Source organism: Pseudonocardia sp. ICBG1293 (assembly GCF_020131355.1).
GTDB lineage: Bacteria > Actinomycetota > Actinomycetes > Mycobacteriales > Pseudonocardiaceae > Pseudonocardia.
The window spans coordinates 1-11,672 of record NZ_JAHLEL010000045.1; the positions used below are offsets into that span (position 1 = coordinate 1).

Below are 11,672 nucleotides of genomic sequence, written 5' to 3' on the forward strand. Positions count from 1 at the left end.
CCTGCTGACGGTGGCGATCATCGTGGTCGTCGTGTGCAGTGCGCGCAGCTGCTCGGGAACACCCTGGCCCGGAGGGTGTTGCACCGGTAGAAGCCACGTCGGGAGGACACGCATGCCACGCAAGCAGATCCACCTCGCCGCCCACTTCCCGGGCGTCAACAACACCACGGTGTGGAGCGACCCGGCGTCCGGCAGCCACATCGAGTTCGAGTCGTTCGCGCACTTCGCGCGCACGGCCGAGCGGGCGAGGTTCGACTTCCTGTTCCTCGCCGAGGGACTGCGCCTGCGCGAGCACCGCGGCGAGATCTACGACCTCGACGTGATGGGCCGCCCGGACACCTTCACGATCCTGAACGCCCTCGCGGCGGTCACCGACCGGCTCGGCCTGGCCGGCACGATCAACTCGACGTTCACCGAGCCCTACGACGTCGCCCGCCAGTTCGCCTCCCTCGACCACCTGTCCGGAGGGCGTGTCGCGTGGAACGTGGTCACCTCCTGGGACGCGTTCACCGGCGAGAACTTCCGCCGCGGCGGGTTCCTGCCGAAGGAGAAGCGCTACTCGCGGGCCAAGGAGCAGCTCGCCGCGACCGCCGCGATCTGGGACTCCCGCACCGGCCCGGACGACCGCGGCGGGTTCGCCTACTCCTCCGACCAGTTCGACGTGCACGGCCGCTTCTCCCTGCCGCGCAGCCCGCAGGGCCGCCCGGTCATCCTGCAGGCGGGTGACTCCGAGGAGGGGCGCGAGTTCGCCGCCGCGTCGGCCGACGCCATCTTCTCCCGGCACGCCGAGCCCGAGGCCGGGCGCGCGTTCCTCGCCGACGTGAAGGGCCGCCTCGCCCGCTACGGCCGCGCCTGGGACGACCTGAAGATCCTGCCCGCCGCGACGTACGTGCTGGGCGACACCGACGCCGAGGCCGCCGAGCACGCCGAGGTGATCCGCGCCCAGCAGGTCAGCCCGCAGACCGCGATCGTGTTCGCCGAGCAGCTGTGGAACACCGACCTGTCCGACCGCGACCCGGACGGCCCGCTGCCCGAGTTCGACCCGGTCGAGGGTGAGCTGGTGTCGAAGGGCCGCGCCAGCGTGCGCCAGTACCGGGACCCGAAGGCGGTCGCCGACCAGTGGCGCGCCCTGGCCGCGGAGAAGGGCCTGTCGCTGCGCGAGACGGTGATCGAGGTGACCGGGCGGCACACCTTCGTCGGGAGCCCGCGCACGGTCGCCGACGCGATCGACGACGCGGTCCAGTCCGACGCCGCGGACGGCTACGTGCTGGTCCCGCACGTCACCCCGGGCGGGCTCGACGAGTTCGCCGACCTGGTGGTGCCGTTGCTGCAGGAGCGCGGTTCGTTCCGCACCGACTACACCGGCAGCACGCTGCGCGAGCACCTCGGGCTGCCCACCGTGCGCTCGACGACCGACCCGACCGAGGCGGCGACGGCGGCCCCGTCGGCGGGCTGACCGTGCCGCGGTGACCCGGCGGGGGCGGTGCCCGGCACGACACCGCTCCCGGCGGTCCCGACCACGACGGTGCCGGTCACGACGGTGCCGGTCACGACGGGACGAGCACCTCAGGTGCGGTCGTCGCCGCTGCCCTCGGCCCGTTCGCGGGCCACGTTCTCCCGGTGCGCACGGACGGCGATCCACGCCATCGCGGCCGGGATGCCGAGCAGCAGCCCGAACGACAGCAACCCGGCGACCCACTCACCCGGCACGACCACCAGCACGATCACCGCGATCGCGACGGCCTGCAGGATCCGGTCCGCCCGGCCACCCGCGGGTCGGGGCGGAGCGCCCAGCTCGGTGTCCAGCTCCGGGTCGGACCGGCGCAGCTCCTGCTCGAGACCGGAGAGCCGCAGCTCCTCGTCGCGGTCGAGCGGCCGAGCGGCCGGCCGCGGGTCGGGGTCGCCGGTACCGCCACCGGACGACGGCGGCAGGGGCGGGGGTGTGACGGACATCGTGACCTCCTCGGTGCCACCGACCGGGTTCCCGCTCCCGGGGGCAGTCATCCGGGATGTGCGGTAGACGTCACCGATCCTACCGAAACGGACATACTCCCGCCGCTGCACGCGGCAGGCACCGGCGGCAGGATCACCGGCATGGACCGCTGGACCGATCTCGTCGAACGCCACGACCCCGCCGGAGTCCTCGACCGGCTCGACGGACGGCCCGCCCACGAGATCGCCGATGCGCTGGCCCGGATGGAACCGGTGGACGCGGGCTGGGTGTTCCGGCTGCTCGGCAAGGACCGTGCGCTCGACGTCTTCGAGGAGCTCGACCCGGTCGACCAGCAGGAGCTGCTGGCCGGGCTGCGCGACGACGCGGTGACCGCGCTGGTCGAGGAGATGGACCCCGACGACCGCGCCCGGATGCTGGGCGAGGCTCCGGCCAAGGTCGCGAACCGGGTGCTGGCCGGGCTGTCGGCCGGGGAACGGTCGATGACCGCGGCGCTGCTGGGCTACCCCGACGGCTCGGTCGGGCGGGTGATGACCCCGGAGACCGTCGCCGTACCGCTGCACAGCAGCGTGACCGAGGCACTGGCCGTCGTGCGGCGCAAGGGCGCGCAGGCCGAGACCGTCTACACCCTCGCCGTCACCGACGCCGGACGCCGGGTGACCGGCACCGTCTCGCTGCGCGACCTGGTGCTCGCCCGGCCGGACGCCGCCGTCGCCGACCTCGTCGACGACGACGCGCCGCGGGTGCGGGCCACCGACGCCGCCGAGGACGCGGCCCGTCTGATGGGTGAGGCGAACCTGCTCGACCTGCTGGTCGTCGACTCGGAGGACCGGCTGCTGGGCCTGCTCACCATCGACGACGCCGTCGAGATCCTGGAACGCGCCGACACCGAGGACGCCGCCCGCCAGTCCGGTGCCGCGCCGTGGTCGGGCCACTACATGTACGTGCGGGTCACGAAGCTGGCCCGCACCCGCGCGGTGTGGCTGGCGGTGCTGCTGCTCGCCGCAGTCCTCACGGTCAACGTGCTGCAGATCTTCGAGGACTCCCTGGAGCAGGTCACCGCCCTGGCCCTGTTCATCCCGCTGCTGGTCGGCACCGGTGGCAACGCGGGCGCCCAGTCCGCGTCGGCGGCGGTCCGGGCGATCGCCGTCGGCGAGGTCCGGCTCGCCGACCTGCCCGCCGTCGTGTGGCGCGAGCTGCGGGTCGGCCTGCTGCTGGGCACCCTGCTCGGCGCGCTCGGCCTGCTCGTCGCCTCGCTGCTGGTCGGGGTCCAGGTCGCCGTCGTGGTGGCGGTGACGCTGGTGGCGATCTGCGGCTGGGCGGCGACGGTCGGCGCGACGATGCCGCTGCTGGCCCGCCGGCTCGGGATCGACCCGGCGGTGGTGTCCGCCCCCCTGGTGACGACGCTCGTCGACGCGACCGGGCTGCTGATCTACTTCTCGGTGGCCCGGGTGGTGCTGGGGATCTGACCCGCGTCCGCGGTCCCGTCCCGCGCGTCGTCGGTGTCGGAGCCGGCGACCTCCGGGGAGGCGGGGGCGGCTGCGGCGCGACGCCGGGACATGACCAGGCTCGCGACCGCGGCGACGGCGATCGTCCCGGTGATGACCAGCAGCGACAGCCAGATCGGCACCTCGGGCACCGGCACCGGCTGCCCGCCGTTGATGAACGGCACGTTGTTCTCGTGCAGCGCGTGCAGGGTCAGCTTCACGCCGATGAACGCGAGGATCACCGAGAGGCCGTGCGCCAGGTAGATCAGGCGCTCCAGCAGCCCGCCGATGAGGAAGTACAGCTGCCGCAGGCCGAGCAGGGCGAACGCGTTCGCGGTGAACACCAGGAACGGCTCCTGGGTGAGCCCGAAGATCGCCGGGATCGAGTCGAACGCGAACAGCAGGTCGGTCAGCCCGATCGCGACGATGACCAGCGCCATCGGGGTCAGCAGGCGCTTGCCGTCGATGCGGGTGACGAGCTTGGCGCCGTCGTACTCGGTGGAGGTCGGCAGCACCTTGCGGACCAGGCGGATCAGCTTCGAGTCGCCGGCGTCGGCCTGCTCGTGGTCGTCGGAGGACATCGCCTCCCGGATCTGGGACCAGGCCAGCCAGAACAGGATGATCGCGAACAGGTAGAACACCGCGACGAACTGCTCGATGATCACTGCGCCGACCGCGATGAACGCGCCGCGCATGACGATCGCGATCGCGATGCCGATCAGCAGCACCTTCTGCTGGTGCACCTTCGGCACCGCGAAGCTCGTCATGATCAGCAGGAAGACGAACAGGTTGTCGACCGACAGGGCCTTCTCGGTCAGCCAGCCGGCCATGTACTCGCCGCCGTACTGCCAGCCGGAGAAGACGCCGACGCCGACGCCGAACAGCAGTGCGACCGCGATGTAGCCGGCCGACCAGATCGCCGACTCGCGCAGCGTGGGCTCGTGCGGGTCACGGGCGTGCCCGACGAAGTCGAACACCAGCATGCCGACGACGACTGCGAGCGTCGCCAGCCACACCCAGAGGGGAACGTTCATGACAGGGCCCTCCAGCGCAGGTAGGTACGCTGAAGGTCTCCTCCGCCCGCCGCGGTGACCGCGGCGGACCGGCGCCACCGGGACCGGCTCGGACCGGTTCCGTGATGACGGCGACGCCGTGTTCGGGAGTACTCCCCTTCGACGGACAGAACGCTAGGGCACGACCGCGGGTTCCGACAGTGGGGGGTACGCGAGCCTCGTCACATCTGTCCGTTTCCACCGGTGACCCTCCCGGAGGGCGTCTCCCGCACCCGGAGACGCACCCACCGGGTCAGCCCGCCGCCAGGCGCGCGGTCGCGGCGGCGCGGGCCGGCTGCACCGGACGTGCGGCGCCGGACAGCCTGCGGACGGCGGCGCGGGCGGTGGCCGACGTGGCCGCCCGCGCGGCGGGCGGCGGGGCGGCGCCGGTCGCGCGGGCGCGGACGACCGGCAGCGGCCCGGTGCCCGACACCCGCGGCGCCGGGAACGTCGCGGCGGCGACGTGCGCGGGCCGCACCGGCTCCTCCGGCAGCGCGGGCGGCGCCGGGGTCGCGGAGCCCACCGCCCGTACCGTCGCGGCGGACCGACCCCGCGCCGGAGCGGGCCCGTCCCGGAACGGCGTCGGCACCGGCGAGGGCCGGGTGTGCCCGTGCACCGGGTCCCGGCCATGCTCCCGGCCCCGGCCCGCCACCCGGGCGGCGAGCCACAGCGCGGTCCCCGGCGCCTCCAGGTAGCCCGCCAGTGCCCGGTGCACCCGGCCCGGTGCGGACAGCGTCCGGCCGCGGGCGAGATCGTCCAGGGAGCGGCGCACGACGTCACGGTGCTCGGGCCAGGGTGGACCCTGCGGGTCGTCGGTCCGGATCCGGCCCGTGAGGACCGCGGTGACGGTGACACCGGTGCCGTGCGACGAGGCCGCGACGCCCGCGCAGAACTCCGGCACCCAGGACCGCGGCGCGCCGTGGGCGTCACCGGGCACCGGGAGGTGCCCGGCGATGTTCAGCACCCCGCCCCGCCCGCGGGCGGTCATCGCGGTCACGGCGGCGTGGGTCAGGCCGACCAGGGCCGTCCGGTCGAGGCCGGTCTCCGCACCCGCGTCGTCGACGAGCAGCTCGACCGGCAGGTCCCGCTGGACGACCCGGCGCTCGACGGCCGCCAGCCCGGCCGGGTCGGTCAGGTCGGCGGGCAGCGTCTCGACGATCGCGCCGGTGGCGCGGCCGATCCGCTCGGCGACGTCGGCGAGCCGGACGGCGTCGCGCGCGACCAGGACGACGGACCACCCGCGCTCGGCGAGCTCGTGGGCGTAGGCGGCGCCGAGCCCGCGGCTCGCTCCGGTGACCAGTGCAGTCGGCATGACGCGGACGCTAGGGACGGTTCGCTGTGGGGCCCCTGAGAACGCCCGCTCCGCTGAGAGCCCGCTGAGGCCCGGTCGGAACCACCCCACCGGGCACGGCGTTCCGTTACTCCCCGCAACACCATCTGGGCTAAGAGGTCGTTTCAGAAGTCGGCGTGTCGGTCCTGTGTGGATCGGCGCTGGTAGCTGATCATGTCCGGTCGTGGCGCGGCGATCTTGTGTCGAGCGATTGGTGAGCGACGAGCTGTGGGCGCTGGTGGAGCCGCTGCTGCCCAAGCCGCGCAAGCACAAGCGGGGACGGACAGGCCGTCCGCGGGTGCCGGATCGGGCCGCTCTGGCCGGGATCGTGTTCGTGCTCAAGACCGGGATCAGCTGGAACGCGCTGCCCGCCGAGCTCGGCTGTGGGTCCGGAGTGACCTGCTGGCGGCGGCTACGGCAGTGGCAGCAGGCCGGGGTCTGGGCCCAGCTGCACCGGGTGATGCTCGACCGCCTCGCCCAGCAGGGCCTGCTGGACTGGTCGCGGGCGGCGGTGGACAGCGTGAGCGTGCGGGCCAAGCGCCGCGGCGAGGCCACCGGGCCCTCGCCGACCGATCGCGGGAAGGCGGGCAGCAAGTACCACGTGCTCTGCGACCGAGGCGGGCTCCCGCTGCATGCGCTGGTCACCGGGGCGAACACCCACGACAGTCGGATGCTCGCCCCGCTGCTGGACACCAACCCCGGCGTCCGCGAACGGGCGGGACAGCCGGGGCGTCCGCGACGTCGGCCGGACAAGGTGCACGCCGACAAGGGCTACGACTATCCCCGCTGCCGCCGCTACCTGAGTGGGCGTGGGATCGGGGTGCGGATCGCCCGGCGCGGGATCGAGGACTCCACCCGGCTCGGGCGGGTCCGCTGGGTCGTCGAGCGCACCATGTCCTGGCTGCTGGACTTCCGCCGCCTCGCGCTGCGCTACGACCGCGCCGAATCCACGATCACCGCGCTGTTATCGCTGGCCTGCGCCCTGATCTGCCACCGCCGCCTCACCAAGCCGAAGCCGAAGCCGAAGTGATGGTCGACCCAGCCCTCGCTGAGGCACTCGCCTACGAGGTCGGGGCCAGCGGCCGCCAGGCCAGCCACTCCAAGGCCCGGTCGGCCTCGTCAGGGTCGAAGCGGTGCGGGTCGAACGGCCCGCCCGCCCACTCCAGGCGCTCGGCGCGGTCGGGATGGTCAGGGTCGGCGAGCACGGCCTGGAAGTCCTCATACCCCCCGATCCCGCCGACGTCCTCGGGCGGGCACGCCCCCTGCCCGGCGACGCATCGCGGATAGCACACTCCCGGCTCGACGGCCGCGACCGCCTCGACGGTGATCTCGTGGGCCCAGTTGTCACCGAAGTCGTAGACGTAACCGAACCGGTCACCAGCCTTGACCAGCCGAAACAGCTTCTCTTTCGTCTCGTCGGCGACATCCTGTCCGGGCCAGTCCGGGTCTGGGATCCCGTAGCGGCGCCCGACGATCTCGAACTCGTGCAGATGAGAGTTCGTCCAGCCCATCACTGACTGCACCACCTCGTGCAACACCGCCAAGTCGACCTCGCCCGGCACCTGCACCCGACGCCGGACCGCCGGCACCACCTCGGTCAGGACGATCTCCAACTCGAAAATCTTCGTCTTCTCAGACACACGAGGCGCGACCATCAGCCGATGCTGCCAGCCCCGCCGTCACCGGCAGAACCGGGCCCACCACTTCTGAAACGACGTCTAACGTGCGCCCCCATCCGCGCCCATCAGCGGGTGGTCGATCGAGCCGAGGAGGCCACTGTGGCAGGCAAGTTCGAGGTGTACGAGGACCGGGGCGGGAAGTTCCGGTTCCGGCTGAAGGCGAGCAACGGGCAGGTCGTCGCCGTGGGCGAGGCCTACGAGACCAAGGCCGCGGCCCACAAGGGGTGCGAGTCGGTCCAGCGCGCCGCCGACGGCGCCACCGTCGTCGAGACCGACGCCTGAACGGACCCGCCCCGGGTCCGTGTCACCGACCCGACCGGCAGCCCGCCGGACGCGTCCGGTCCACGACGGGTCGGAACGCGTCCGGCGGGTAGCCGCCCGCCATGCGACGACACACCGCACCGGACGACACCACCCGCGACGACTCCACCCCCGACGACACCGGCTTCGCGGACACCCCCCCCCGGGGACACGGACCTCACCGACCGGCGGGTCCGCGCGTTCGCCGACGCCCTGCAGGCCTTCGAGCGCGACGGCGACGCCGAGGACCTGCTCGCCCGGTTCGCCGACGGCGCCACGGCCGAGCGGCTCGACGGCCGCGGGCCGCGCACCGACCTCGGAGCGTTCTGGCGGGAGTACCGCTCCCCCTTCGACCGGGTCGCGACGACCTTCCACCACGCCGTGCAGACCGGCGACTCCGTCGCGCTGGAGTGGGCCGGCGACGCCGTGCTCGCCGGGGGCCGCCCGGTGACCGTGCGCGGGGTCACCGTCCTCGACCTCACCGACGACGGCGCCGGCGACGGCACCGGCGCGGTCACCGCCCTGCGCACCTACTACGACACCGCGGTGTTCGTGACCCCGCCGCGCGCCCGGGGCTGAGCCGCCCCGCGGCCCGCCCGCCCGGGTTGTGGACCGCGCGGGCCGGGGTTACGGTCGGATCCCCGGTACCGGGCGCACGAAGGACACCGCCGACGCGGATCCGCTCGCCCACCGGTCCACACGAGATCCGTTCAACCGCGCAGCGGACCCCGCACCTGCCATCGGCGATTGCGAGGGACAATGCGAAGTCCCACCCTGCCCACCCGGCCCGCGACGGCCGCCGCGGCTACGACGACCTCATCCCCGACCTCGATGAGCTGGCGGCCACCCCACCCGGCGCGCCGGGCCGGGACGCGTTGCGCGAGTACGTGATCCGTGAGTTCCGTCCCCTCGTGCGCAACCTGTCCCGGCGCTTCGCCGCTCCTGGCCGGGGCGTCGAGGACATCGAGCAGGCCGGCATGCTCGGCCTGGTGAAGGCGGTCGACCGCTACGACCCGTCGTCGGCCACCGGCGGACCGCTCGGCTACCTGGTGCCGAGCATCCGTGGCGAGATGAAGCGGCACCTGCGGGACTACTCGTGGGCGGTGCGGGTCCCGCGCGACCTGAAGGAGCTCGCCGTCACCGTCGGGCGGGTCGCCGACGAGATGGGGCGGCGGCTCGGCCGCCCGCCGCGGCCGTCGGAGATCGCGGCCGAGGTCGGTGTGCCCATCGGCGAGGTCGTCGACGCGCTCGGCGCGCTGGAGTCCCACCACGCCAAGTCCCTGGACGCGCCGGTCGGCGACAACGGTTCGGGTGAGGAGCTGCCACTCGCCGAGCGGATGGGCTCCGAGGACCCGGCACTGGACCTCGCCGCGCACGGCCCCGGCATGCGGGCGGCGCTCAACGAGCTGCCCGAACGGGAGCGGCGGATGCTGGTCCTGCGCTTCTACGGCGACCGGACCCAGTCCCAGATCGCCGCCGAGCTGGGCATCTCGCAGATGCACGTCTCGCGGCTGCTGTCGCGGACCCTGGCGCGGCTGCGCGAGCGGTTGGCCGGCGACTGAGGATCCCCGGCCGCCCCGCCGCCGGCGCGGCGGCGGGGCCCGCAGGCTCACCCCGGCAGCGTCTCGCCGCCGACCGGTGCGAGGACCTCGCCGGTGTAGTAGGACGACAGTCGCGGCGCCGCGAAGAACACGAAGGACGGAGCGATCTCGTCCGCCGACGCGGGGCGTCCCATCGGGGTCTGCTCACCGAATCCCTCGACCGTGTCCGGTGGCATCGTCGCCGGGATCAACGGCGTCCACACCGGACCGGGGGCGACGCAGTTGACCCGGATGCCGCGTGGGGTCAGCGACTGCGCGAGCGAGTAGGTCAGCGACTGCACCGCGCCCTTGGTGGCCGAGTAGTCGATGAGGCTCTTGTTCCCGCGCAGGCCGTTGATCGAGCCGGTGTTGACGATCGCACCGCCGTCGGGCAGGTGCTCCAGGGCCGCCTTCGTGACCCGGAAGTAGCTGTGGATGTTGACCTCGAAGGTCCGCAGCCAGGCGTCGTCGTCGATGTCGGTGAGTGCGTCGACCGGCTCCTGGGTGGCGATGTTGTTCACGACGGTGTCGAGCCTGCCCAGCTCCTCGACGGTGCGGCGCACGACCTCGGCACAGTGCCCGGCGTCGCCGAGGTCACCGGGCAGCGTCAGGCAGCGCCGTCCCTCCGCCCGGACGAGCCCGGCGGTGTGCTCGGCGTCGGCGTGCTCGTCCAGGTAGGCCAGGGCGACGTCGGCACCCTCCTTGGCGAACGCGACGCACACCGCACGCCCGATCCCGGAGTCGCCGCCGGTGACCAGGGCGACGGTGCCGGCGAGCAGGTCGCGGCCCCGGTAGCCGCGCATCTCGTCGCGGGGCTCGGGGTCCATCGCGCCGGTGTCACCGGGCGGGGTCTGCTGCTGGGCGGGCGGGCTGTCGGGCACGGGGCTCCCTCTCGGGTCGGTCCGGGGCCGGCGCCGGTGACGCGACCTCGTCGGGACGGGGTGGGCACCGGCGGGCACCACCGAGGGGGGAACACGGCCGCACCCGCCGGCCGGACCACGCCTACCCGGGCCGTCGGGGGTGAAACGACGTGCGTGTGCGCGCCTCCCGGTGGGGTAGTCCGGTCCCCGTGCGGCCGTCCGGTCGCACGGCACGAGAGGAGACCCGATGGACGCGCAGCGGGCACGCACCCTGCTCACCGAGGAGCTGGACCGGCTCGAGGACGGCCCGGTGGTCACCGAGCAGCCGGCCCCGGGCGACGACCGCGTCGGCGAGGGTCTCGACTTCGGCGACGAGGGCTCGCGGGCCTACGAGTCGATGGCCCACGACCTGGACGAGCGCACCCGGCGCGCCCGCACGGTCCGCGTCCGGGCGGCACTCACCCGGCTCGACACGGGCGAGTACGGCCGGTGCGACGTGTGCGGCGAGCAGATCGACGACGAGCGGCTCGAGGTGCGCCCCGACACCGACCGGTGCCGCGACCACCCCGAGGACGACGCGCAGCTACCCGGCCCCGTCGAGGGCTGAGCGTGCCGACGGGCCCGGCCCCCGTCCGGGGTGCCGGGCCCGTCGCCGTGCTGCGACGGCTTCTCAGGCGGTCGCGCCCTCCGGGTGCACCGGGTGCTTCCCCTCGGCGAACTCCTCGATCAGCTTCGCGCAGAACGCGTCGAGGTCGTCGGGGTTGCGGCTGGTCACCAGGCCGCTGTCGGTGACGACCTGCTCGTCGACGACGGTGGCGCCGGCGTTGCGCAGGTCGGTCCGGATGCTCGGGAACGAGGTGAGGGTGCGGCCCTTCACCACGTCGGCCTCCACCAGGGTCCACGGGCCGTGGCAGATCGCGCCGACCGGCTTGCCTGCGGTGAAGAAGGCCTTCACGAACGCCACCGCGGTGGCGTCGGCCCGCAGGTTGTCCGGGTTGACGGTGCCGCCGGGCAGCACCAGGGCGTCGTAGTCGTCGGCGGACACGTCCGCGACGGCCCGGTCGACGTCGATCTTCTCGTCCGGGTTGATGTCGGCCGACATCGACTGGATCGGGTCGGTGGACAGCGAGACCACCTCGACCCGGGCGCCGGCCTTCTGCAGCTCGTCGCGGGGCTGGACCAGCTCGACCTTCTCGACGCCGTCCGCGGCCAGGATCGCGACGGTCCGGCCCTGCAGTTCGTTCGCCACCGTGGGTTCCTCCTCGGTCTCGTGCTCGTAGCTGTCCCCTCCCGCTTCCCGCTCTGCTCGCGATCAATCGCGCACGACGGGACACGGCCCTGTCGCGCCCCGTCCCGACCGGCTACGCTCCCGGCTGAGTAGCGCAGCGAGACCCAGGGAGGCGGGATGGACGCACGGACGGCGGCCGCGTCCC

12 protein-coding genes and 1 pseudogene are annotated in these 11,672 nt (G+C 73.7%); 7 read left to right on the plus strand and 6 right to left on the minus strand.

Annotated elements, in window-relative coordinates; translation table 11 throughout:
- Window positions 1–112 precede the first annotated feature (112 nt).
- Window positions 113–1,456, plus strand: a complete 1,344-nt coding sequence (locus tag KPF47_RS23040) for an NtaA/DmoA family FMN-dependent monooxygenase (protein WP_224390908.1) — start codon at window positions 113–115, stop codon at window positions 1,454–1,456.
- Window positions 1,457–1,566: 110 nt separating this feature from the next.
- Here KPF47_RS23040 and KPF47_RS23045 read toward each other — a convergent pair whose 3' ends face one another.
- A complete protein-coding gene (locus tag KPF47_RS23045) occupies window positions 1,567–1,953 on the minus strand; it encodes a DUF3040 domain-containing protein (protein WP_224386217.1) in 387 nt (128 codons plus the stop codon).
- A 141-nt stretch (window positions 1,954–2,094) separates the two neighbouring features.
- Here KPF47_RS23045 and mgtE point away from each other — a divergent pair, with 141 nt between their 5' ends.
- Entirely contained in the window at window positions 2,095–3,420 is a 1,326-nt protein-coding gene (gene mgtE / locus KPF47_RS23050) for a magnesium transporter (protein ID WP_224386216.1), read from the plus strand.
- Here the strand turns inward: mgtE and KPF47_RS23055 are convergent.
- Both KPF47_RS23055 and KPF47_RS23060 read right to left on the minus strand, forming a co-directional pair.
- Window positions 3,384–4,472, minus strand: coding sequence for a TerC family protein (locus KPF47_RS23055; RefSeq protein WP_224386215.1), 1,089 nt, complete (start codon window positions 4,470–4,472; stop codon window positions 3,384–3,386). The genes mgtE and KPF47_RS23055 overlap by 37 nt on opposite strands.
- Before the next feature lie 271 nt (window positions 4,473–4,743).
- Complete coding sequence (locus KPF47_RS23060) at window positions 4,744–5,802, minus strand: SDR family oxidoreductase (RefSeq protein ID WP_224386214.1); 1,059 nt, start codon at window positions 5,800–5,802, stop codon at window positions 4,744–4,746.
- Window positions 5,803–6,004: 202 nt separating this feature from the next.
- Between KPF47_RS23060 and KPF47_RS23065 the strand changes: the two genes are divergently transcribed.
- The gene (locus KPF47_RS23065; protein ID WP_224386179.1) at window positions 6,005–6,850 is read left to right on the plus strand and encodes an IS5 family transposase; all 846 of its coding nucleotides are present in this window, start codon (window positions 6,005–6,007) and stop codon (window positions 6,848–6,850) included.
- Window positions 6,851–6,881: 31 nt separating this feature from the next.
- On the opposite strand, the gene KPF47_RS23070 is transcribed toward KPF47_RS23065, so the two are convergent.
- Window positions 6,882–7,475, minus strand: a complete 594-nt coding sequence (locus KPF47_RS23070) for a plasmid pRiA4b ORF-3 family protein (RefSeq protein ID WP_224386178.1) — start codon at window positions 7,473–7,475, stop codon at window positions 6,882–6,884.
- Between the two features lie 123 nt (window positions 7,476–7,598).
- Here KPF47_RS23070 and KPF47_RS40370 point away from each other — a divergent pair, with 123 nt between their 5' ends.
- From KPF47_RS40370 to KPF47_RS23085, 3 genes and pseudogenes are all read left to right on the plus strand, one after another.
- Complete coding sequence (locus KPF47_RS40370; RefSeq protein WP_224386213.1) at window positions 7,599–7,781, plus strand: DUF1508 domain-containing protein; 183 nt, start codon at window positions 7,599–7,601, stop codon at window positions 7,779–7,781.
- 222 nt (window positions 7,782–8,003) lie between these two features.
- Window positions 8,004–8,378 (plus strand): annotated as a pseudogene (locus KPF47_RS23080) (nuclear transport factor 2 family protein); the annotation flags it as partial.
- Window positions 8,379–8,686: 308 nt separating this feature from the next.
- Complete coding sequence (locus tag KPF47_RS23085) at window positions 8,687–9,361, plus strand: sigma-70 family RNA polymerase sigma factor (protein ID WP_224386212.1); 675 nt, start codon at window positions 8,687–8,689, stop codon at window positions 9,359–9,361.
- Between the two features lie 47 nt (window positions 9,362–9,408).
- Here KPF47_RS23085 and KPF47_RS23090 read toward each other — a convergent pair whose 3' ends face one another.
- Window positions 9,409–10,206, minus strand: a complete 798-nt coding sequence (locus tag KPF47_RS23090; RefSeq protein WP_224390939.1) for an SDR family oxidoreductase — start codon at window positions 10,204–10,206, stop codon at window positions 9,409–9,411.
- A 280-nt stretch (window positions 10,207–10,486) separates the two neighbouring features.
- Here KPF47_RS23090 and KPF47_RS23095 point away from each other — a divergent pair, with 280 nt between their 5' ends.
- Window positions 10,487–10,846 (plus strand): TraR/DksA C4-type zinc finger protein, encoded by a 360-nt coding sequence (locus tag KPF47_RS23095; protein ID WP_224390937.1) that lies wholly within the window; start codon window positions 10,487–10,489, stop codon window positions 10,844–10,846.
- A gap of 63 nt (window positions 10,847–10,909) precedes the next feature.
- Here KPF47_RS23095 and KPF47_RS23100 read toward each other — a convergent pair whose 3' ends face one another.
- Window positions 10,910–11,488 (minus strand): type 1 glutamine amidotransferase domain-containing protein, encoded by a 579-nt coding sequence (locus KPF47_RS23100; RefSeq protein WP_224390938.1) that lies wholly within the window; start codon window positions 11,486–11,488, stop codon window positions 10,910–10,912.
- Window positions 11,489–11,672: the final 184 nt, after the last annotated feature.